At 75.3% G+C, this 23,558-nt stretch carries 7 protein-coding genes; 1 reads left to right on the top strand and 6 read right to left on the bottom strand.

Features of this window, described 5'->3' with window-relative positions; genetic code table 11:
* Positions 1-15: 15 nt before the first annotated feature.
* Genes QM792_RS16830 through QM792_RS16805 form a run of 6 tightly spaced genes read right to left on the bottom strand, consistent with a single transcriptional unit; the run spans position 16 to position 22,749 of the window.
* Positions 16-5,217: a M12 family metallopeptidase gene (locus QM792_RS16830; RefSeq protein ID WP_415151254.1), complete on the bottom strand. Its 5,202-nt coding sequence runs from the start codon at positions 5,215-5,217 to the stop codon at positions 16-18.
* Entirely contained in the window at positions 5,214-9,248 is a 4,035-nt protein-coding gene (locus QM792_RS16825; RefSeq protein ID WP_415151253.1) for a hypothetical protein, read from the bottom strand. The genes QM792_RS16830 and QM792_RS16825 overlap by 4 nt, the downstream gene beginning before the upstream one ends.
* 2 nt (positions 9,249-9,250) lie before the next feature.
* A complete protein-coding gene (locus QM792_RS16820) occupies positions 9,251-10,273 on the bottom strand; it encodes a hypothetical protein (protein ID WP_415151252.1) in 1,023 nt (340 codons plus the stop codon).
* Positions 10,270-12,297: a hypothetical protein gene (locus tag QM792_RS16815; RefSeq protein WP_415151251.1), complete on the bottom strand. Its 2,028-nt coding sequence runs from the start codon at positions 12,295-12,297 to the stop codon at positions 10,270-10,272. Before QM792_RS16815 ends, QM792_RS16820 begins: the two co-directional genes overlap by 4 nt.
* The gene (locus QM792_RS16810; protein ID WP_415151250.1) at positions 12,297-22,127 is read right to left on the bottom strand and encodes a DUF6603 domain-containing protein; all 9,831 of its coding nucleotides are present in this window, start codon (positions 22,125-22,127) and stop codon (positions 12,297-12,299) included. The genes QM792_RS16815 and QM792_RS16810 overlap by 1 nt, the downstream gene beginning before the upstream one ends.
* A gap of 4 nt (positions 22,128-22,131) precedes the next feature.
* Positions 22,132-22,749 carry a hypothetical protein gene (locus QM792_RS16805; RefSeq protein WP_415151249.1) on the bottom strand — a complete coding sequence of 206 codons (618 nt, stop codon included), beginning with the start codon at positions 22,747-22,749 and terminating at the stop codon, positions 22,132-22,134.
* A 105-nt stretch (positions 22,750-22,854) separates the two neighbouring features.
* On the opposite strand from QM792_RS16805, the gene QM792_RS16800 reads away from it, so the two are divergent.
* Complete coding sequence (locus tag QM792_RS16800) at positions 22,855-23,541, top strand: hypothetical protein (RefSeq protein WP_415151248.1); 687 nt, start codon at positions 22,855-22,857, stop codon at positions 23,539-23,541.
* The last annotated feature ends 17 nt before the right edge of the window (positions 23,542-23,558 follow it).

The following is a 23,558-nucleotide window of genomic DNA, read 5'->3' as shown; positions in this document are numbered from 1 at the left end:
TTCCTCGGGTGGGTGTCAGGGCCAGGTGCGCACCACTTCGTCGATGACGCCGGCGATCGGCTCGAAGGGCAGGGCCAGGTGCGCGTTCTGCCACACGACGACGAACGGCGCCGCGTCGCTCCTGCGGCGCAGCCAGGCGCCTTCGGAGAACACCGTGCCGACGAAGGCCGAGCCGCTGGACGCCTCGCCGATCTTGCAGCCGGTGACATCGAAGGACGACGCGGCGGTGGCGGTATGGTCCTTCAACCAGGTCCAGCCGGCGCCGGCCTCGAAGATCGTGCGCATGCGCTGGCTGGCCGCCGCATCCACCAGCGTGCCGCGGTGCAGGTGCGCGAGCAGGCTGGCCATCGCCAGCGCCGTCATCGCCGCCGACGACGTGCCGTTGCGCGGCGGCTTGCCGCCGCGCGTGGCCACGGGCACGTGGAAGTCGGGCCACGCGCCGTAGTCGGCCGTGGTCCAGATGCCGCTCGCGCTTGTTGCGTCGAAGAAGCCGCCCGCCTCCAGCGCGCGGTTGACGTAGCTGTAGCCGAGGCGGTGCATGGTGTCGCGCGGCGTGAGGTTCTGGTCCTGCTTGGAGAAGATCTTCTCGACGTCCTGCGCGTGCGTCGGGTGCATCTCGACGCGGAAGCGGTTCGGCCCGTCGGGCAGCGCGCGCAGCACCTCGCCGAACTTCACGCTTCGCCACGCGCCCGGCTTGATGCGCGCCACCGAGCGCTCGATGGTCGTGCCGAATTCGCGGCGCACGCGCTCGAGGAACTTCGCCGCGCCCGGCGCGGTGAGCGCCGGCGCGAGCTGGTTGACCTGCGCCAGCAGTTCGAAGCTGGCGTACAGCATCGCCACCTTGAGCAGGCTGGCGGAGAAGTACATCTCCGTCTCGTGCACGCCGGCGTATTCCATCGTGCCCGCGGGCGTGAGCTTCGCGATCAGCAGCGCCAGTGCGTCGAGCTGCGTCTGGTTGGCGCCGCGCAGCGCCGCTCGCTGCGTGGCCAGCGCCGCCGCCAGGCGCGTGTTGTGCGCCGCGCCCGGCGCCAGTTCCAGCGCGTAGGGCACGGTCGGGAAGGGGTTGCGCACCGCGCTGTCGGCCACCGTGCCGCCGGCCACGCGCAGCGAGCGCGCCGCGAGATGGGCGTTGTTGGCGACCAGCTCGGCCAGCGGCGCCGGCGCCAGCGCGACGTCGGCATCGCCGCCGTGGATCGCCGCCACCAGCAGCACGATGCGCCCCGCCGCCTCGGCGCTGAGGTCGAGGTCGAAGCTGGCGATGCCGGGGCGCAGCGCGTCCAGCGTCTGTCCGCCGAGCGTCTGGCGGCCGCCGACCAGGCTCCAGCCGGCGCCGAGAGGCAGCGCGCTGGTGCCGGCCGTCGAGTTGAGCACCTGGTTGATGGCAGCGGTCCACGGCGCGTCGCCGGTGGGCAGCGCGGCGCCCGACCACTTCAGCAGCGCCACGCGCAGCTTGGCGCCGTCCAGCGGCGCGAGGCCGCGGTACTGCACCAGCACCTCCACCTTGCTCGGCCCGGGCGGCAGCTCGCCGGCCGGGTCGTCGCCGCTGGGTTCGCGCAGCGTGGGGCCGAACTCGATCAGGTCGGCACTGGCCGGCCGCGCCGTGCCCCAGGGCTCGGCGAGCGCCCAGGGCAACTGCATGCTCTGCTCCCAGTACGCCTTGTCGATGCGCACGGTACCCAGCACCGTCGGCGCGCCCAGCGTGGCGAGCACCTCGTTGAAGCTGCTGTCCCACTTGCCGGTGGCGCGCACGCGCGTGTCGCCGGTGCGTGCGCGCAGCGCGCTCTGGAAGCGGCGCAGCGGCTCGGTGTCGATCAGCGGCGAGCCCATGGTCCATGGCAGCGTGGCCGGCGTGGTCGCGGCGATGGCGGCGCGGCGCGGCCGCAGGTCGGGGCTGGAATGCCAGGAGCGCCGGGTGACGCCGTCGCGCCCGGTGAGCGATGCGGCGGCGCGGTGGCGCAGGTCGTCGGCGTGCGCGCGCAGGTAGGCGAGGTCGGCCACGTCGTCGGTGTCGAGGCGCAGCTCCCACACGCCGCGTGCCGCCAGGCCGGCGCGCAGCAGGCGCAGGCCGTCGTGGCTGTACAGCGCGAGATCCTGCACCACCGCCTCGGGCAGGCCGTTGAGGCGCGCGCTCCAGGTCCAGGCCGGCTTGCTCGGGTCGGCGAGGTTGCGCTGGCCCTTCCACACGCCGATGGTGGTGCCGACGTACACCTCGTCCGGGAAGGCCGGGTCGCAGGTGATCGCCGTCACTGGGGCGCTCACGCTGGCGCGCAATTTCGTGGCGAACCAGCGTTCGCCGCCGTCGAACCACCACAGCGTGTCCACGTCCTCGGCGCCCGGCTTGCCGACCGTGCCGAGGTAGAGCGCGCCGCGCGTGCCGCGCGCCACCGGCTCGCCGCCCGGCGCGGCCGGCGGCTCGAGGTTGACGGCGATGTCGGTCCAGGCGGCGGCGTCGCGGATCGGGCCGTTGGCCTTGGTCTCGTCCTTCTTCTGCTTGACGCCGCGCTCGATGAGGGTCTGCGCGGTCCAGGTGCCCGGGCCGGCGGCCGCGTCGCTGCCGGCCGTGCGCGCGTAGCGCCGCAGCCGGCCTTCGCCCAGCACCCAGGCCACTTCGCTGCCCTGCCAGCGGCACACGGTGATGCGTCGGCCGAAGTCGTCGTGCGCGAGGTTGCCGGCCGGCGGCGCGGTGGCGCCGGGCAGCGTCACCCAGGTGGCGCCGAAGTCTTCCGAGTACCACAGCCGCGAGGTGCCGACGATCGTCTGCGTCACCGTCTGCCGCCCGGCCGGCGCGCCGGGGCGCTGCTTGGCCGTCATCGCCGGCTGCGACAGCTCGGCGCTGCGCCCGGCGCGGTTCTCGCCGAGCGCGAGCGGCAGCGTGATCGCGCCTTGCGACGAGGCCCACTCGCCGTGGTGCAACTGGTACAGATGGCGCGAGGGTTGGTTCGGATCGAAGGCCATGCCGCCGCCTTGCGCGCGCAACTCGCCCTCGCGCCGCCACGCGGCGCCGGACAGCCGGCGCGCCACGCCGTGGCGGTGCACGCCGGCCAGCACCATGCCTTCGCACACCGGGTGGTTGGCGACGTAGTTGGTTTCCACCACGGCCAGGCCGTCGTTCATCGCGACGAAGCCCGAGGGCGCGCCGATGCGGTCGCTGCGGTACACGCCGCCGTCGCTGGCCGCCCACAGGCGTTGGCCGGCGTTGCTGAAGACGACGTGGTGCACGTGGGCATGCACGCCGCCGCCCAGCGGCGCGGCGCGGCCGAAAGCGAGCGTGCCGCCGGCGCCGGCGGCAACCGGTGCGAGCGTCAGCGCGGCGTCGTCGTCCGCGCCGGCGCGGCGGCCGCCGGCTATCACCACGTGGTCGGGCCGCGAGGGGTCGACGGCGAGCGCGATCGCATAGCTGCCCGAATCGCCCAGCACGTCGGGCACGCCGGTCACCGGCACGGCGATCGGCTCGGCGGCGGGGTCGGCCGGCGCGTCGATGCGGAACAGCAGCGGGCGCATCAGCTCGGGATAGATCGCATTGATCGCCGCCACGTCGCCGGCCGACAGCCCGACACGCTGGCCGATCGCCTGCCCGCCGATCGGCACGATGGTGTCGAGCCGGGTGGCGTCCTTGCTGAAGGCACGGCGGCTGTAATGCATGATCGAGCCGAAGTCGTAGGCGCCGATGTCGTCGCCGTCGCTGATCTGCTGCTCGAAGTTGTGCTCCTCGCCGCTCTTGATGTTCTGGGTGAGCACGCGCACGAAGTTGTCGCGGTCCTCGCGGCTCTGCTCGTGCCACAGGCCGAGCGAATGGCCGATCTCGTGCACCGCCTGGGCGAAGCCGCAACCGGTACCCAGCGAGATCACCTGCTTGCCGCCTTGCATGCCCACCGGCGAATAACAGCCGGCTAGCGCCTCGAACGAGATCCAGTTCGGGCACACCGCCGCGTTGGCCGGCGTGCGCTCGACGAAGCGGATGCGCGTGCGCGCCTCCCAGTGCGCGATCGCCGACTCGACCAGCGGGCGCAGTGCCGTCGTGGTCTCCCAGGGCACCACGCCGCCCGGCCAGCGGTAGCGCTCGCCGGTGATGGCGATGCCGAAGGGCGCGCCGCCGGGCCGTGCCGCGGCCTGGCGCATGCGCTCCATTTCGGCGGCCGGGCCGAGGTCGATGTCGCCTTCGAAGATCGTGCGCCCGCCGATCTGGTTGCAGTCCAGTGCCTTGACTTCGCCGCTTTCGATCAGGCGCACGAAACCCTGCTGCTTGCGCGGCGAGGAGCGGAACCAGCAGTCGCAGTCGTCTTGCGGCAAGGCCGCGGGCGGCGCCGCGGCGGCCGGTGGCCGGGCGCTGCGCGGCAGCGTCGCGCCACCCGGTGCGCCGGCCACGCTGGTGGCTGCGCCGGGCTGGTCGCAGAACAGCCAGATCTGCTGCGAGCCTGCCGCCGCCAGCACGGCGCGGCGCGCCAGCGCGCCCGGGGCGGCGATGCGCCGCCAGTCGGCGCCGGCGGCGTTCGAGGCGCGCATCCACAGCCCGGTGCTCGCGCCGCTCTCGACCCACACCCACCAGCGTTTCGGCAGCGTGCCGATGGCCGGTGTCCACAGCAGGTCGGTGCAGATCGCATCGAGCGTGTCGAACGGTGCGCCGGCCACGCGCTGCCATGCGGCGGCGGCGTCTGTACTCGGACGTTCGTACAAGCCGCTGCTGGTGGCCGCGACGACACGTGTGCCGGTGCCGGGCTCGAGCGCGAACCGGTACACGCTGGCGCCCAGCAGGCCGGCCGCCTCGTGCGTCCAGGTGAGGCTGCCGCTGGCCAGCGTGTGCGTGCCGACGAAGATGCCCACGCCGCCGATCGGCTGCCCCGGCGCGGCGCCGATGTGCTGCGCGCGCGGCGCGGCCGGGTCGTGCCAGGGTTCGCCGGTGCCGACGTAGACGCTGTCGCTGGCCGTGCCGAAGTCCACCGCGATCGCGCCGCAGGCGAAGCGGCTCGCCGGCCGGTCGATGGTCTGCGGCGCGGGCGTGGGCTCGAAAGCGTCCAGCGAGCGCCACGACGCGCCGCCGTCGCCCGAATACCAGACGCCGCCGTTGGCCGTCGCCGCGTAGAGGCGCTCGCCGTCCGGATGCACCGCCAGCGCGTTGACGGCGCCGCTGATGCGCCCCGCGCCCAGCACCTCGCCGTTGAGCAGCGTGTGCGGCCCCAGCGGCTGCCACAGGCACGTGCGAGAGGCGGGTGCGCTCACGGCGAGCGTCCTTCCGGCTTCGTCGGCGCCACGCGGATCCAGCCCTCGCGGAACTCCGCCGGCGTGTCGGGCAGCAGCGCGGTCTGCGTGGCGGCGAGGATGGCGTCGCTGCGCCAGCTCGCCGGCGTGTCGCGCCAGAGGAAGTTCTGGTCCTTGCCGAACACCGACACCTTGGGCAGCCGCACCTGGCCCTCCTTGGCCAGATCGGTTTCCACCAGCACCGGCCCGGTGCGCAGCGAGGGCGCGATCGCCGCGAGGCCGGGGCCGACCCAGTCGCGCGCCAGCGCCAGCGCCTTGCGCGGCAGCAGGCCCGAGCTGAGCGTGGCATTGCCGGCCGGGTGCATGAAGATCGTCAGCGTGACCGTCTGGCCCAGGTGCAGCAGCAGCGTGTCGGCGTCGTCGTCGCCGGCGATGTAGGGGTGCACGATCGCGCTGGCCGCCGGCAGCCCGGCCGACTGCGCGAACACGCCCAACTGGCCGCGGCTGCGCCCGGCTTCGGGCGCGGTGGCGGCGATCACCTTGTCGACCAGGCGGAAGCGCGAGTAGTCGTCGTCGACGAAGAAGCCGAGCACGCCGTCGTCGCTGCGCGTCAGCTCGCCGATGCGCACCGGGAAGGCATGGCGCGCGGCCTCCTGTTCGGCCTGCGCCCATTCAGCGGCGCGCTGCGGGTCGGACAGGTCGATGTCGTCGGGCGGGCGCAGTTCCAGCCGCAGTTGCGCGCGCACCACCGCGACCGGCCGGCCCACCAGCCCGGCCACGTGTTCGCTGCCCAGCGACGCGAAGCTGTCCACCGTCCACAGCGTGGTGTCGATGGCGCGCAGCAGCGCCGACAGCGCGCTCTCGGCCGCGCCGTCCTGCCCGTCGCGCTCGCCGATCGGCGCGCCGCCGCGCGCCGCGGCGTCGGCCGCCACCAGCGCGGCGGCGAAGTCCGCCAGCGGCCGCGCCGCCGGCGCGAGGCCGTGGTGCGGGCCGGCGTCGGCCGGGCCCTCGCGGCCGGCGGCGATCTCCCACATCACGCCGCCGCTGACCGGCTCGTGCAGCAGTTCGCCGATCGGCGCGCCGTCGGCGCCGAACAGCTCCAGGCTTTCGTCGAGGTGGTCGGGCATCACGAAGCCGGCCACCGGACTGACCTGCAGGTCGGCCTCGATCTGGTCGACGCGCGCCTCGGTGCCTTCGGCGCCCACCGGCGTGGCCGCATCGACGAAGCGGAACAGCCAGCGCGCCGGCCGCAGCAGGCGCGGGCGCAGCAGCAGCGCGCCGTCGCGCTCGGGCGGCGTCGCGCGCGTCGGCGTGATCACGCCTTGCACCGGCAGCTCCAGCGTGCGGCCGAAGGCGTCGAGCACGCGCGCGCGGGTCAGCGTCGCGCAGCCGGCCAGCAGCAGGTGGGGCGCGGCGGTCGGCGCCGGGTTGCCGACGCCGCCGCCAGCCGCCGCCGGCCGGTGCAGGCCGTCGCGCGCCGGCAGGCCGAGCAACTGCGTGCGCAGGCCGTCGCAGGTGGCGGCCATCACGTCGAGGTGGCGCACCGCCGTGTCGAGCACGCGGTAGGCGTCTTCCAGGTCTTCGTCGACCTGCCCGGCGCCGTCCTCGTCGAGCGCGTCCTCGGCCTTCAGCCAGTCGCTGATCGCGTCGTGCAGCGTCCTGGCCGCGCCGCTGGTCAGCGGCGCGCGGCCGCGCAGCGTGGCGGCGGCGCCGTCGAACGTGGCGCTGCCGCCTTCGAGATCGACCGCGCCGAGCCGCCAGGCCTGCAGCGTGGCCGGGTCGAGCCCCTCGACCTTCAGCTCCCACTCGAGCCACATCGGCACCCAGGGCTGCGCCCAGGTGTTGACGCCGACCGGGTCCGGGTCGGCGCCCTTGTAGAGCGAGAACTTGCGCAGCTCGTCGGCCACCAGCGCCTGCTGCTCGCGCACGCCGGGCCGCAGGCCCTGCGCCGGCAGCCGCGCGCCGCCGGCGCGTGCATTACGCGGCGTGCGCGCGAGCGTCGCGGCCAGCACCGCGGTGCCGCCGTCGTAGGCGCCGTCGCGGCCGAAGCGCAGCACCGATTCGGCTTTCAGCCGCGTCAGCAGCGCGTTGCGGCCCGCGCCGGCCGGCGCCAGCGCGGCGGCGATCCACTCGTCGTGGTAGGGGTCGTGCAGCAGCGCCTCGCGCGAGAGCGTCAGCACCTCGGGCGGCAGCGAGCCGTTGCCGAGCGAGCGGATGAAACGGTCCTTGGCGATCACGCCGTCGATCTCGGCGATCACGTGCGTCGGCCAGCGGCAGCTCAGCTTGCCGTCGGCGGAGCCGCGCCCGTCGTTGCCGTGGCGCAGGCTGCGGCCGGCGCCGCGCAGGCCGAGCATGGGCTCGGTGGGGAAGGTGAAGCGCGGCGCGGGGCGCTCGACCACACGCGCCTCGGTGGGCGAGAGCACGTCGCCGACGCGCGAGCGCGCCAGGTCGTTGATCAGGGCTTCCGTGGCCTTGATCAAGTTCGGCTTGCCCTGGATCGCGAAGTAGGTGTCGGCCTGCATCCTGGGCGCCTGCGCGCCGAGCGCGCCCTTGGCCATCGTGGTCTGCGCCGCGATGCCGACCCGATCCGCGCGCTTGCGGCCCAGGCCCAGGCCGCCGGCGCCGCCGGTCTGCACTCTTTGCAGGTAGCGGTCGGTGCCCGCCGAGCCGGCCGGCAGCGACGCGAAGGCGATGGCGTGTTCGTGTTCCTCCAGCTCCACCGCGCCGTCGGCCGCGCCGAGGCGGTTGATCTTCTGCGCGGTGAAGGCGGTCAGCAGCCGCTCGGTGGCGCGGCGCTGCTCGGGCGTGGCCTGCGCGGCGGCGAAGGCGGCGAGCAGGTCGTCGTCGTGCAGGCCGAACGCGAGGCTCACGCCGGCGGCGTCGGGGCGCCGGTCGATGCCCGGCGCGCCTGTCACCGGCACGCCGTGGATCGCGCCGTGCAGCAGCGTGGAGCGCAGTTGCCAGGCCGGCGCGGCGTAGCGCTGCGCGGCGTCGGCGGCGAAGGCCGATGCGGCGACGAAACGCTGCTGCTTCTCGACCAGGGTCTTGTCGATCGGCACGAAGGCCGCGGCCGTGGCGGACGCCGCCGCTGCCGCGGCGCGCGCCTTCTTCGCCTTCGGCGGACGCGGCGTCGCCGAGCGTTCGCCTTCGGTCAGGCCGAGCGCGCGGCGCAGGTCGGCCTGCGCCTTCTCCTGCGCCCGCGCCCAGGATTCGTCGCCCCATTCGTAGAGCAGCCGCCAGCGCAGCGTCTCCAGCATCTCGTGCAGGCTGCCGTTGTCGCGCGCCTTGTCGAGCGGGTCGAGCGCCGGGTCGCTCCACCAGCCGGCGACGAGGTAGCTGGCGCAGTCCTCGTCGACGCCGCGCGGCGCGAGCGCCGCCAGGTCGGCCAGCGGGTCGTGGAAGGCGAAGCGGTTCAGCACCGCGTCGTACACGCCCGACCACGCGAGCGCGCCGCCCACCGTGCCGGTGAGCTGTTCGCGCGCCAGTTCCTCGCCGGCCGGCGGCGCGGCGGTGGAGGCGGCGCCGCCTTCCTGCCACTGCGCCAGCGGCACGGCGACGGCGCGGTCGGCCTCCAGCACCCAGCCGCTGAGCACCGGCTCGGCGCCGCCGCGCGGCAGCACGAGGCGCAGCACCACCCAGCGGTCGGGCAGCGGCGGCAGCGCGAGGCGGTTGGCGCTGCCGTCGTCGGCCGGCGCCAGCGTGCCGCGCAGCAGCGCATCGGGCATGGCCCAGTGCAGGTGCACGCCGGCCGGGCGCGGCGAACCTTCGTCGAAGGGGTCGGGCAGGCCGTCCTCGATGTCGGCGACGGGCCGGCCGGCCACGTGCGCCACCAGCATCGGCAGGCGCACCATCTTCTCGGTGCTGCCGGGCGCGACGTACAGGGCCTGCACGTCCACCGGCACCAGCAGGCGGTGTTCGCGCAGCAGGTACTTGTCCCAGGTGGCGATCTCGCGCAGGTCGAGCGCGGCGCGGTCGGCCGCCAGGAAGCGCTTGCCGCGCAGCACCTGCCGCATCTGCGCCGCGTCCATCGATGCCTTGGGCTTGCCGGCCATGGTCATGCCTTCCCGAGCCGGGTGGCCAGCGTGGCCTTCCAGGCGTCCAGCTTGACCGTCGCCTTGAAGCGGTCGAGCGCGTAGAACTTCTGCCCCTCGTCGTTCTTCGGGTCGCCGAACACCTGGCGGTACGGGAAGCGCAGCATCTGCAAGGCGTACTCGTTGGCTTCGAGCGAGCCGCCGCTGTTCGGCGCCTTGGCCGCCAGGCGCTGGCGCAGCGCGGCGATGTCGATCACGCCCGGCGCGCCGGGGCGGAAGGGCACGTCGACCGAGTTGGCGCCGGTGAAGTCGTCCAGCGGCGGCACGCTGTCGCCGCTGTTGCAGTCGCGTACCTTGACGCGGGCGCGGCGCGCGTCGGGCGGGTCGTCGGGGTCCAGCCGCGCGCCGAACTGGATGCCCTGGCGCGGCTCCTCGATGTGCACCACCGCCGGCACGCCGTCGAACAGCACCAGCAGCACCGCCGGCGCGAGGCGCTCCATGCGCAGCACCTTCATGCGGCTGGGGTGCGACTCGGCCACGTCGGTCAGCTCGGCATCGGCGAGCGTGTCGGTCGTGTAGGCGCGCACGTGCAGGGTGGGCCAGCCCGAGACCACGCGCGAACGCATCAGGAAGCCGGTGATCGTGCCGCTGCCGCCCTGCAGCCGATCCTCGCTGCGCGGCTTGCGGATCGTGCGCTCGGCCTCGTCGACCTCGGCGCGGATGTGCGGGTACACCGCTTCGAGCTGGGTGCGGTCGGCGCTGCTGATGGTGCCGACGCTCAGCGCGCCCTGCACCAGCGCATCGGTCCAGGCGCGGTCGATGTAGAAGAAGCGGATCGATTCGACCGGCAGCAGCGCGGCGTCCGGCACCAGGTAGCTGAACGGCACGCCGTGCAGCAGGCGCAGCCGGCCGAGGAAGCGGCGCAGTTCGCCGGGCACGACGTGCGCGCCGTCGTCGGGGTCTTTGTCGGTGGCGATCGCGGCGTACTGCGTCGCGGCCTTCACGGCGGCCTGCAGCGCGACATCGGCGCTGATGAAGGACTTCATGGCCGGGCCTCCTCGTCGTCTTCGTCGGCGTCGGGCGGCGCCCGGGCGATCAGTTCGTCGAGCGCATCCGGCATCGCCTGCGCCTGGGCGCGCCGCACGCCGCCGCCGCTGGTCACCGCCTTGCCCTGCGGCGCGGCCACCGCCAGCGTGCGCTGCAGCTCGCCTTGCAGCGCGGCGCGCAGCGCCGGCAGCACCAGCTTCTCGTTCGGGCTCTGGCCGGGCGCCACCGCCAGCGGCACGCGCGAGGCCTGCAAGGCGTCCAACAGTCCCACGGCCTCGGCGCGCTTGTTCAGCGCGGCCAGGTCGAAGCCGAGGCCGGCGGCCACCAGCTTGTCGAGGTCGCCGTCCACGCGCAGCGGCCGGCCCGGATCGGCCACCGGGCGCTGCGGGCCGATCATGCGTTCGGTGTTCTTCGCCAGCACCGGCAGCACCTGCATCGCGACGAAGCGGCCCAGGTCGACGCGCTGGTCGCGCAGGTCGGGCAGCGCGAAGGGCATCAGCTCGCCGAGGATCTCGCGCACGCGGCCGGCGCCGAACTGCTCGGCGCGGAAGCGCAGCAGCGCCGACACCACCGACAGTTGCGACAGCGCCAGCAGCCGGCCGATCTCGAAGGCGGCGGCCAGCGCCAGGTCTTCGCGGCCGTCGGGGATCACGCGGCGCAACTGGTCGGCCGAATGCGCGAGCGCGAGCGGCTCGTCCTTCGCGTTCGAGTCGCGCGGCGTCGGGAAGGGCACGCAGGGGCCGCGGTACCAGGCGCGCAGCGGGTCGCCGCGGCGCGCGCGGTGCGCCAGGCCGATGTGGCCGGTCTGCACCACCTCGGGCTGGGCCTGCGCCGCCGGCGCGTCCGGCGCGACCTCGGGCACGCTGCCGAGCAGGCCGACGTCGAGGTCGCGCATCAGCGTCTCGAAGGTCGCGCCCTCGTTGGTGGTGAACGACCAGTGCGCCAGCAGCGGGAAGCGCAGCACCTTCTCCCGCGCGTACCGCTCGATCGGCAGGCGAAAGCCCAGCGCCATCGTGTCGCGCACCATGCGCTTGGCGTCGGGGTCCAGCGCGGCGGCGGCCACCTTCTGCGTCGCCGAGGCGCTCCACTGCCTGGCGACGCCCGGCTGCTGCATCGCCGCGCCGCCGTCGAGCGCGGCGCCGATCTTGGCGCCGGTCGTGGCGCTTGGGGCACGGCCGGCCATCGCCGCCTGTGCGCGCGGCAGGCCCGGGCCCGACGCGGCCGAGGGCAGCACGACGTTGCCCAGCGGCAGGCCGCCCATCACCTGCGCGTCGGCCGAGCCGGGCGTGCCCAGCCGGGCCAGCACCGACCAGTCCTGCGCCAGCGCGAACTCGAAGTGCGGCCGCGGCGGCGGCGGCTCGGGCAGCGCGCCGAGCTGCCCTTCGACGCTGACGAGGCAGGCCATGTAGCGCACCGGCCGGCCCTGGGCCTTGTCCAACACCGGCAGGCGGTTGGCCAGCACCACGGCGATCCAGCCGTCGTCGTCGCCGTTGGCGAGCTCGGTGTCGTTGATGTCGACCTCGCGCACGTGCGTGAGCAGGGCGAGGTCGTCCTTGCACGGGAAGATCTTCTTCACCACCGTCTCGGTGACGCCGAGGTACAGGCCCTGCTCGACGTCCTTGTCGTCGGGGTCGAGCAGTGGGGTGCCCGGCGTCGTGCATTCGCGCACCGCGGTCGCGGTGGACAACGTCGCCTCGCCTTCGGCCACCACCACCAGCGCCAGCCAGGGCGTGGGCGAGGGCGTGACCGAGCCGGCCGGGTTGCGCTCCCAGGGCAGTGTGCGGCGCTTGAGCACCACCTGCGGCAGGCGGTCGCCGAAAGCGCCCTCGGCGTTGGCCGGCGGGAAGCTGGACAGGATCTGGTCGGGCGGCATCGTGTAGCGCGGCGCCGCCACCTGGATGTGCGTGGTTTCGGGCTCCACCTCGAAGGGCAGGCCGGTCTGCTCGGTGCGCAACTCGTAGCGCCCCGCGGTGACCTCGGGCATCACGTTGGAGTGCAGGATGAAGTGGCCGGTGCGGGGCATCAGCGTTGTCCTCGCGGTTTGGATTTCGTGGCCTTGCGCGCCGGCACCGCCGGGCCGCCTTGCGCGAGCGCCTTGGCGGCGGCGCGCTGGCTGGCGCTGCGCGTGGGCGCCACCCAGGCCAGGCGGCTGGTGACGGCGCCTTCGGCCGGGTTCATCACGGCGAAGGGCTGCATCGCCGCGTCCAGCCCGCGCGAGGCGATCAGCGCCACCGCGCCTGTGGCGTCGACCTCGGCCGAGGCCATCACGCCGACCAGCGACCAGCCCTGCTCGCTGGCGATGCTCACCACCACCGGCTGGTCGCCGCCGTCGGGCACGACGGCGTAGGCGAGCACGCTGCGGTTGTCCATCGCCAGCAGCACCGGGGCGCGTTCGTTGCCGGCGGCGTCGAGCGCACGCGCGGCGCCGTCCAGGCCGAGCAGCAACTGCCGCGCCGACACCGGCTGGCCCGCCGCCGCCGGGTCGTCGAGCACGATCAGCACGGTGCGCGCCGCGACCGCGAAGGTGGTGGTGACGGTGCTGGTGCCGCGCGCCAGCTCGGCGCCGCCGACCCAGCCGGCATCGAGCCGCTCGCGGTGCAGCACGAGGCGCTCGCCCGCCGCGCGCACCACGCAGCCGGGGCCGACGGCGGTGGACCAGCCGGCATACGGCAACTGCATGCCGGCGTGCCAGCCCGCCAGGCCGATGCGCGCGCCGTCGTGCTGCGCCGTGCCCTGGCCGATGGCGACGATGCGCTCGGTGCCTTGCGGCACCTCGAGCTCGGCGTGCCGCATCTGCGGCCCGAGCAGCGCATCGACGATGGGCCTGCCGCCGTGCGCCAGCAGCACCACGCGCGCCGGCGCGCCGCCGACGGCCAGGCGCGGCCGCCGGCCTTCGGGCGCGGCGTCGGCATGCGCGTTGGGCAGCTTGAGCACCACGGTCTGCCCGGTGGCGAGCGCGGCGCCGGGGCCGGCATCGGCACGGGCGCGGGCACCGGCGCGCGCCGTGCCGCGCAGCGCCGTGCCCACCGCCAGCGCATCGGCGAACGCGGCCAGCGGCTCGGCCAGCGGCGCGCCGCGGCGCGCCACCAGCGCGGTCGCGCCGTGTGCCACCGCGCTCGGCGGCACGCTCTGCGCGGCGATCAGCGTCGCGGCGCCGCCCTCGCGGCCGCTCATCGCCGGCGTGTCGGTGACGATCAGCCGGGCCGCGATCGAGCGGCTGCGCTGCGCCTCCACCGCGGCGAGCGTCGGCGGCGCGGTGCGCCAGGCGCGCTCTGAGCCCTTCACCGTGGTGCGCTGCTTCGCCGCGGCGGCGATGCCGACGGTGGCGCCGGCCAGCAGCCCCACCACCACCGGCGCGTCGACGAAGTGGTCGTAGACCGGGGGCGCGGGCGGCGCGACGGCCGCGGGCACGGCGGTGGGCGTGGCCGCTTCCAGGCCCTCGGTCAGCGTGCCCAGGCGCGGCGGCGCCTGGCGCTCGCCGCGCAGCGCGGCCAGCGCGGTGGGCGAGGCCCGGTTCGCCAGGAAGCCCTTGGCCGTCGCGAAGGCCGCGTCCACGCCGGCCGGCGCGGCGAGCAGTTCGCTGACCAACTTGGCCACGCTGCGCTGCGCATTGATTTCGGCGGCGCGGCGCGTGAAGGGCAGCGGCCTGCGCTGGCCGATCTCGACCTGGTAGTAGGAGATTTCCGGCCCGGGCGGGCTCGGCTTGGCGCGGCACACCAGCTCGAGCTCGGACAGCGCCGCGATCATCTCGCCCTTGGGGATCTTGCGCGCGTTCGGGTCCTGCGGCAGCCCCCAGATGCCGGCCGGGAAGCGCCCGAACGGCCGCACGCGGTCGACGAAGGGATAGGGCTCGTCGGCGCCGTTGCGCCGCCAGGCGATCGTGAGGGTCGGCGCGACGTTGGCCCGGTCCATAGGCGCGACGCCGAGCGCGCGGCTGGGCGGGTGCGCCGTGGTGGCGGGCTGCGTCGCCGGCGCGAGCCGGCGCGTCACGCGTACCGCCGGCACGGTGCTGGTGAAGGTCATCGAGAACTCCACCGTCACCACGAAGGGCCGCGCCGACGAGCCGTCGGGCGTGGACTGCTCGCCCTTGGCCGGCAGCGCGCCGGAGTTGGTCATCAGCGCGTGCGCGCGCGCCCTGCCGCTGTCGGCGGCTTCGAGGTACTTGAGCACGAAGGCGTCGGCTGCCAGCGGCTGCTTCTGCTCCCTGCCCGAGCCGCCGAACCGCAGGGTCAGCTCGATCGGGCCGACCTCGAAGGTGACGCTGCCGCGGAACTCCGGGCCCAGCACGTGGATGCGCGCGCCGATGTGGATCGAGATGGTGATCTCGCCGAACAGCCAGGTGTCGATGGTCACGCCCGCGGCGATGCGCGCGTAGGCCATCACGTCGTAGTGGAAGGGGTCGAAGTACACGATGCCGTGCGCACCGAACTTCACCTCGGCCCAGGCCGGGCCGAAATGCGCCGAGGCCTCGAAGTCGCCGCCGGCCATCAGCGCCTCGGAGGTCAGCGCGAAGTAGGTGCCGGCCTTGATGACGATGTTGCCGCCGATGCTCCAGCGCAGCCCCAGGCGCGGCACCACCGGGTAGCCGTCGCGGTGGAAGTCGGGGTGGTAGCCGCCCAGCGTCAGCACGAACTCGCCGGCCTTCTCGCCCTTGAACCAGATCACGTAGGCGAAGCCGCCGGTGAGCTTGACGTCGGGGTACAGCAGCCAGGAGTTGTCGGTGAGCTGGCCCTGCACCCACAGCACGCCTTCGCTGCTGGAAAAGCGCACCAGCAGCGCCAGCTCGATCGACACGATCGCCGCCTGCGGCCGCGGCAGCGCCATGCGCGCCAGGCCCATCAGGTTGATGTCCAGCCCGTCGCCGATCTGCACGCCCACCACCGCGATGCCGTCGACCAGCGCGAAGCTGTTGAAGCTCAGGCCCGCGGCGAACCAGAACGTGCCCTTCTTCATCGGGAAGTAGCTGCCCAGCGCGCGCAACTGGTCCATCGGATTGCCGGGCTTGGCCGCGATGTCGAGCGCCTGGATCAGCGGGTAGTCGCCGAACTTCGCCAGGTCGGTGGGCAGGCGCATCAGCCGGTTGATGCCGAAGCCGCCGCCGATGCCGGTCAGGAAGAAGGCCGGCGGCCCGCCGATCGGGCCGTTGACCGCGCCGACCGCGAAGAAGGCGGTGAAGCGCTGGCCGTCGGCCACGCCTTCGCCGTAGCCGCCGTAGACCGTCAGGCCGTAGACCGCGAAGCGGCCCAGCAGCATGCCGAGGTATTCGATGTTCGGCGCCGTGCCCTGCTTGAGCAGGCCGCCGGCGATCGACACGCCGGCCATGTCGGCCGACACCGCGAGCCCGGCGAGGTCGACCGTCCAGCTCGCCGGGTTGAAGAAGTCGTCGTTGCCGACGGTGTAGGTGATCTGCAGGTCGTCCACCGCGCAGCTCAGGCCGAACATCGCCACCGAGCCGTCCATCAGCAGCGAGATGCGCTCCAGCCGCCCCTGCGGCGCGGTGGCGTTGAAGCCGATCTGCTCCAGGTACAGCGGGCCGAAGCCTTTCTGGATCGCGATCCACCACGGGCCGCTGCCGTCGCCGGCGCTCAGCGACACCTGCACCGTGCCGCCCTTGTGCGCCTGGATCGCCAGCGCGGGCGAGAACGCCGGCTTGGGCGGCGTCGGCCCGGTGTCGCGCATCACGCCCTGCGCGATGCCGTTGTTGCCGCCGGCGCCGGAGGCCGAGACGGCGAGGTTGGAGAACTGCAGCTGCACGCCGCCGCTGTTCGCGCCGGCGCCGTCGATCGCCGCGAAGACGTGCAGCGCCACGGATTCGAGCGTGATGCCCGCGTCCAGCAGCGGCCCGGAGCGCTTGCCGACGCGCAGCCCCAGGCCGTTGACGACCAGGCTGGGCGCGAAGCGCAGCGGCAGCGTGGGCGGTATGAAGCCGACGAACAGGCCGCCGTCGCCCGGCGGATCGGGTTGGATCCAGCGGTCGTCGTTCTCCAGCCACAGCGACACGTCGCCCTGCACCAGCGCGAAGCGGTCGACCACGCCGATCTGCAGGCCGATGGTGCCGGTGGCCGGGTGCTTCAGGAAGCTCAGCGCGAAGCCGTCGATCGTGATCGTGATGCCGGCGCCGGCGATGTTGGTGAACAGGCGATGGAAGCGCGCCAGCAGCGTCGCCGGGTCGAACAGGCCGGCGACGAGCTGCGCGGTGTCGGCCTCGTCGAGCAGCACGCCTTGCAGCAGGAAGCGCACGTTCTTGGCGCCGACGGCGGTGTCGAGCAGGTCCTTCACCGGCTGCTGCGCCATCGCCACCGCGGCCACCAGGTCGGCGACGATGTCGACGATGCGCAGCGCCACCCGGGCCGGGTCGGCGCTGGCGACGGCGGTGGCGAGCGCGCCGTCGCTGGCGACGATGTCGAAGCTCGCGCTGTCCAGCGTCCAGCGCGCCGCGAAGTGATGCGTGTCGTCGGCCGACAGGCCCACCATCACGCGCCGCCCGCCGGCCGGCGCGAGGCCGGCGGCCACACTCGCGAACGGCCGCAGCAGCACGCCGCCGGCGGCTATGCGTGCCGGGCCGAGCGCGACGCTCAGCTCGTCGAGCCCGGCGGCGCTGACGGCCAGCACGAGGCCGAGCCGTTCTATGCCCGGCACGGCGATGTCGGCCGCGCTGAGGGCGACGCGGCCGGCCGCAGGGCGCCACGCCAGCGTCACGCCGGCGACGCTCACGCGCAGTTCGTCGACGTCGCCGCTGGCGCTCACCGCCGCGGGCAGGAAGTCGTCGAGCAGCGGCGCGATCCGGTGCAGCCCGGTGGCGGCGATCGACGGCACCGCGGCGCCCAGCACGCCGGCCGGGTTGGCCGCCCATTGGCGCAGCGCCTCGGCGCTGAAGGCCTTGGGCGTGCCGCTGCGCAGCGCCAGCGCATCGCCCAGCGTTTGCACGAGCTGCCCCGGCGTGCCCGGCAGCGCGGCGAGCTTGTCGAGCAGGAAGGGCAGCGCCGCTTCGGCCGCCGCCGCCAGCCCGCCCAGGCCGGCGAAGGGCACGAGCGCGATGTCGGCGCCGCTGGCCGGGCGCAGGAACAGCTCGACGCCGGCGGCGCCGATGCGCGTGTGCAGCGCCTGCCGGCCGGGCGCGGCGCCGGCGAGCCCGAGATGCGCCTCGAGCCCGACGCGCGGCGCGCCGCTCGCGCCCACCGCGAGGCTCGCGGCGATGGCGCCCGACAGCCGCGCGCCGCCGCCGCCCGGCGCGGCCCACGCACCGGGATCGACCGCCAGCGCGAGCCGCGCGCCGCCGCCGTCGCTGCCGACCGCGAGGCTCACGCCCGTGGCCAGGGCCAGCGGCGAGCCGGGCGCGCCGGCCAGGCCCATCAGCGGGCGCAGCGCGTCGAAGAGCGCCTGGATCTTCAGCGGGTTGGCGGCCAGCGACCCGGCGCTGCGCAGCCAGCCGGCCGGGTCGGCCAGCAGGCCGGCGAGCGGACGCAGCGCGCGTTCGGCATCGGCGGCGGCGCCGGCGAGCATGCCCAGGGCATCGAGCATCGCGTCGATCAGCGGCCGCGCCTGCTCGTCGGCGCGGCGCATCAGTTCGAGCGCGACATGCGCCGCGAGGCTGGGCGCGGCCTGCGCCAGCAGCCGCGCGAGCGCCTGGCCGTCGGGCACGGGCCACAGCGGCACGACTTCCGTGCGGGTGTCGCTCTGGTGCCAGTGCAGCGCGACGCTGAAGGGGTTCAGCGCGATGCGCAACTGCACGCCGCCGACGGTGGGCAAGGCGCTGCCCGGGCCGATGTTCAGCGTGCCGTCCAGGCCGGCGGGCGAGGCGCTCACGTCGGCCTGCCAGCCGAAGCGGCCCGTGCCGCTGCCCTGCACGCGCAGCGTGCGCGCGGCGAGGTCGACGCCGGCGCCCAGCGGCCCGAGCAGCGTATTGACCGCCGCCGCGAGCTGCGCGCCGGCCGCCGCGAGCCGCTGGCGCACCAGCCCGGCCGGGTCGTGCACCAGTTGATCGACCGCGTCGCCGACCACGCCGCCGTTGGCGCCCGTCAGCCCGAGCGCGGCGAACAGGTTCGACAGCGCCAGCGAACGTGCGCTGCCCAGATCGGCCGTCAGCCGCTGCACCGCCGCCGAGAGCAGCACACGCGCCTCGGGCAGCACCGGCATGGCGTCGTCGGCGAGGTTGCCGAGCGCCAGCGCCTCCCACGACTGGCCGAACACACGCGCCTCGTGCAGCACCACGCGCGCCTCGCCGGGCGAGCTGCCGTCCAGCGGCAGCGTCAGCACGGCCGACAGCGCGCGCAGTTCCAGCTCGGGCGTGGCCGCCAGCCAGCCGAGCGCGTCGCCTATGCGCAGTTCGACGCGCAGCGCCTGCTCGCGCGTCATGCCGCCGCCGAGTTCGTAGCCGAACAGTTGCAGTTGCGCGCTGGCGCGGATGCGCAGCGTGCCGCTGTCGTCGTCGGGCAGCGCCCAGCGCAGGCCGGCGTGCACGCCGCTGGGCAGCGTGTCGGCGACCGCGTCGAACGCCGCGCGATCGTCGGCGCGCGCGGCGATGCCGGCGGCGACGATCGCGGTGAGCGCCTGCGCGATGCGCTCGCCGCCCAGTTCGCCGAACAGCGCCCGCACCGCGAGCCCGGCGCGCGGCGCCTCGGGCGGCACGACCGGCGGGCGCAGGTCGGCGGCCGGGTCGGCCAGCGGCGCCAGTTCCATCAGCGCGCCGACCAGCGCGCGGCCGAGCGCGAGGTCGGCGTTGCCGGCGTCGTCGTCGGCCGGCGGCAGCAGCCGGTCGAGCAGGCGCAGCGCGTCGGCGGTGGGCTGCACGGCCAGCGCGGTCAGCGAGATCGGCGCCAGCGGCGTGCCCAGCAGCACGAGGTCGGTGACGGCCGCGCGCGCGGCGGGCTGGGCCGCCAGGCGCGCCGCATGCCCGGCGCCGGCCACGGCCACCACGGCGATGTCGCTGGCGACGCCCGCCAGCGCGTCGAGCACGCGCCCGAGCCGCGCCGCCTGCTCGGGCGTGCCGTCGCTCGCGCCGCCGGCCGCGCGGCAATCGGCGCGCGTGCCGAGCGCGACGAACCACTCGCCCGTTCCGGCCGCCGGCAGCGTGAACATCGCGGCGTCCAGCCCGGCGCTGCTGAGGTCGATGCGCCGGTCTTCCGGCGCCTCGGGCCAGGCCGAGGCGCCGAGCGCGACGTGCACCGTGGTCGTCGGCGTGCGGCCCAGCAGTTCGGCGAGATCGAGCTGCTCCGGCAACTGCCCGGCCGCGCAGCCGAGGCGGTGCAGCGTGATGCCGGCCGGCGCCGTGGCCGGCGGCACGATGCGGCCGTCGCCGCCCAGCCAGCGCTGCGCGATGGACTCGAAGGCGGTCTCCAGCGCGCGCCCTTCGATCAGCGCGCGGATGTCTTCGGCCACGCCGGCCTCGGCGCGCAGCGCGGCGGCCAGCGCCGTGGGCGGCAGGGCGGTGTCGCCCGACTGCCAGTGGCGGATCGCGTCGGCGGCGGCGCCGGCGGCCGGCGCCAGCCCTTCGGGCGGGAACCACACGGCGAGGTTGGGCAGGCCCTCGGCGAGCGCGAAGCGGTACGGATCCTCCGGCCGGCCGCTGCCTTCGACCACGCCGCGCGCCGCGCCCAGGCCGCCGAACACGTCGGCCAGCAGCGCCAGCGCGCGTGCGCCGGTGTCGCTCATCGCGAGCCGCGGCAGCCAGGCGCGCAGCGCCGCGTCGGGCGAGTGGACCAGGTCGCCCAGGCGCAGCCGCGCGGGGTTCGGGCCCGCCACGGGCGTCCAGCCGAGCGCATCGACCAGATCGCCGACGCTGCCGCCGATCATGCCGCCGAGGTAGGCGACCAGCGCCTCCACGCCGTCCCAGGCTTCGTCGGGCAGCGTGACGCTGCCGTCCGGCTCGACCACCGGCAGCACGATGGGCACGCCGGTGTCGGCCAGCTCGAGGCGCAGATTGGGCGCGCTGACCTCGGCGGCCAGCCCGTGCCCGGGCGCCCAGGCCAGGCGCAGGCCGACGTGGTCGGCCACGACGGCCGCCGCGTCGCCCAGCGCCAGCCGCGCGCGCTTCGGGTCGGCGCCGCGCTCGCGTGCGCTCAGCGTGGCTTCCACAGCGCCGAGCAGGCTGGCGCTGCGCGCGGCGAGGTCGATGCGCGCCAGCGCGACGGCGATGCGCGTCTCGACCACGGTGCAGCGCTGGCCGAGCGTGTCGACGCGCGTCACGGCGCCCAGGCCGATGTTCAGCACGTCGCCGCTGTTCGACACTTCGAGCGCCAGCGGGCCGATCAGCGGCAGCCGCCACGGCGCGTCGGCGCTGCCGTCGCCGTCGACGACGGACACCGCCTCGCTCGCGTCGGTGAGCGCGAGGCGCAGCGCCGAGAGCACCTGGCGCGCCGCCGCGTCGTCGGCGGCGAGCTGCCGCCAGTAACCCGCCACCGCGGTCACCGGGTCGGTCATCAGCGCGGCCAGCGTCACCGCCGGCACGCCGGCCGGCGGCGCGAGGCCGAGCAGTTGCCGCGCCAGGCCGAGCGCATCGCCCAGGCCGGCGAGCAGTTCGCCGGCGATGTCTTCCACCGCGTTGCCGGCGGCGTCCATCACCGCGTCGGGCGAGCTCAGGTCGAGCGTGGCGTAGTCGCGCGTGCCGATGCGCACCGCGTCGGCGGCGAGCACGAAGTTCAGGCGCCGCTGCGCGTCGAGCCCGAAGCCCAGGCGCAGCGTGTCGGCGCGCACCGCCGTGGGCGCGGCGATGTCGAGCAGGGGCCGGCCGCCGCGGCCGGCCGCGGCCCAGACGCCGAAGCCGGGCAGCGCGAAGGCCGCGCCGCTGACCAGGTCGACGCGGAAGATGTCGGCGCGCGCCTCGACGCGCGCATCGTCGTTGCCCAGCTCGATCGCGAGGCTGGGCGTCAGCAGCGGGTTGCCGCTCGGGCCGCTGGCCACGCGCAGCGCGAGCGTCAGCCGCGCCGCGCCGCCGAGGTCGAAGCGCACCGCGTCGCCCGCGCGCGTGCCGGCGAGCAGCGCGGCGAGGTGGCCGAGCCAGTCGTTGCGGCTCGCCTCGGCGCCGAGGATGCCGCGCACCCAGTCGGCCAGCGCCAGCGCGCCGCGCGCGGGCAGGGCGGCGATCGGGAAATCGGGCACCGCGTCGCCGCCGCGCAGGCCCAGCAGGCCGGCCAGCGCGACCAGCGCCGGATGCGCGAGCGCCGCATCGGCCTGCGCCTTCACCAGCGACATCACCAGGTCGAGCAGCGCGTCGTCGAGCTGGTCGACGCTGTTGGCCGACACGCGCATGTCGCGCGGCGCGGCGGCGCCGGGCAGTTGCAGCCCGGTCAGCGCGACGCCGAAGGCCGGGCCCTGCGGGTCGGCCGGCGAGGTGGGCAGGTCGACTTCGAGCCCGATGCCGCCCAGGCGCGCCTGGCCCGGCACCGGCGCGCCGGCGGCTATGGTGACGGCCGTGGCGACGCGGATGCGCCCGCCCGCCGAGCCGAGCAGCAGCGGCTGCGCGACGGCCGGCCCGCCCTGCTTGTGGGCGCGGAACAGCGGCAGCGCCAGCGTGGTGGTCGAGGCCGGATCGGTGGTCGACACGCGCAGCCCCAGGCCGATGTGCAGGCCGTCGCTGCGGCCCTCGTCGATGGTGACGGCCAGCGCCAGCGGCGGGTCGTCGATCTCGACGATGGGCAGCCAGGTGAGGCCGCCTTCGCTGCTGCGCTCGGCGCCGCCCATCGCCTCGTCGACGAAGGCGATCAGCGCCGCGCGCTGCGCCGGGTCGGCGAGCATGTTCTTCAGCGAATCCTCGGGGTGGGCGAACCAGCCCTGGTTGGGATTGCCGTTCGCGTCGAACAGGCCGAGCGCCTTGGCCAGGTTGCCCAGCACGCCCAGGTCTGCCGCGAAGCCCATCGCATCAGCCCTTCAGCGTCGACGAACCCGAGAAGCGGTGCCGCGCCATCGGCAGGATCTGGATGCCGCGCGCGCTCACCGCCAGTTCCACCGGCACCAGCAGGTTGCCGCGCGCGTCCTTGCCGGTGGCCGCGGCGATGCCGGTGACCAGGCCCAGCACGCACTGCCAGGCGAAGGCCACCAGCGCGTCGCCCCAGGCGGCCACCACCACCTCCGGCCCGTTCGGGCGCCGCGCGGTGGCCGCGTACAGCCCGGCCGGCTCGCTGGGCGAGCCGGTGGCGAACAGCACCTCGACGCCGGCTGCGCCGCTCTGGTCGCAGCGCACCGGGATGCGCACGCGGATCAGCCCGTCGGCGAGCTTGACGTCGACGCCGGCGATGCCCACCGCCAGCTCGTTCTCGCCCTCGACCCACACCACTTCGCTGCGCTGGGTGGGGCGGAAGAAGCCGGCGGCGCGGCGCGAGGCCACGCGCAGCAGCTCGACGCTGCGGCCGGCTTCGATGAAGACGGGCTCGAAGACATCGCCCTCGGCCATCTTGCGCGAGGCCATCGCCGGCAGGCGGCTGGCGCGGCGTTCGGCCTCGACGAATCGCGCGAACTCGGGGGCGACGGTTTCGGCCAAGAGCGGTTCCTCCTGCGCAGGGCGTCAGGCCACTCTAGTTCGCGGGCTCGGCACCGCCATCCCTAGCTTGCCGCGTCGCGCCGCGGCCTGCTAGGCTGCGGCGCCATGCGCAACCTGATCGACTTCAGCTCCTGGCAAGGCACGCTGTCCACGCTGCTGGGGCTGGTGCTGGTGACCCTCGTCGCCGTGGGCATCCGGCTGCTGGTGATGCAGCGCGTGCAGCAGCGCCGCGAACGCCAGAACCGCCAGATCAACGAGCGGCTGAAGACGCTGATCGCGGCCTACAAGACCCTGGGCGGCTCGTTCACCGGCGACCTGGCGGTGGACCCCAGCCACCTGCGCGACCAGCGCCTGCGTGGCGACGACGAGGGCTCGGAGCGCCGCCGCCGCATCCGCGACGCGGTGGAGGCCGCGCTGTCCGACGTGATGCTGCTGGGCACCGCAGAGCAGGTGCGGATGGCCGTGCAGGCCGCCGACGACATGGTGGCGGGGCGCCGGATCGAGACCGCCGCGCTGGTGAGCTCGCTGCGCAGCTTCATCCGCGAAGTGCTCGAACTCGACGCCGTGCCGGCCGACCTGGTGATGCCCAAGCAGGGCCCGCTGCGCGGCGTGGCGGCCGGGCGCGGCGGTGGCGGCGCGGGTGCGGCCGCCGGTGCGGGAGGGCGGGGCGGCGGCGCGGCGGGAGGCGGCGGCGTCGGCATGGCCGCCGGCGGCGCCCTGGGGCTGGGCGCGGGGCATGCGGCGCAGGACGACGCCGGCGCGCTGCCGGGGGCGGAGTCGCGCGAGGGCTGACGCGGCGCGCGCCGCCG

Source organism: Piscinibacter sp., from assembly GCF_047600445.1.
GTDB lineage: Bacteria > Pseudomonadota > Gammaproteobacteria > Burkholderiales > Burkholderiaceae_C > Piscinibacter.
This window is presented reverse-complemented; position numbering and strand designations above follow the sequence as displayed.

Coding starts and splice junctions, on each gene's coding strand:
- QM792_RS16815 (WP_415151251.1), bottom strand. CDS start 12,297: ATGCCCCGCACCGGCCACTTCATCCTGCACTCCAACGTGATGCCCGAG.
- QM792_RS16820 (WP_415151252.1), bottom strand. CDS start 10,273: ATGAAGTCCTTCATCAGCGCCGATGTCGCGCTGCAGGCCGCCGTGAAG.
- QM792_RS16800 (WP_415151248.1), top strand. CDS start 22,855: ATGCGCAACCTGATCGACTTCAGCTCCTGGCAAGGCACGCTGTCCACG.
- QM792_RS16825 (WP_415151253.1), bottom strand. CDS start 9,248: ATGGCCGGCAAGCCCAAGGCATCGATGGACGCGGCGCAGATGCGGCAG.
- QM792_RS16810 (WP_415151250.1), bottom strand. CDS start 22,127: ATGGGCTTCGCGGCAGACCTGGGCGTGCTGGGCAACCTGGCCAAGGCG.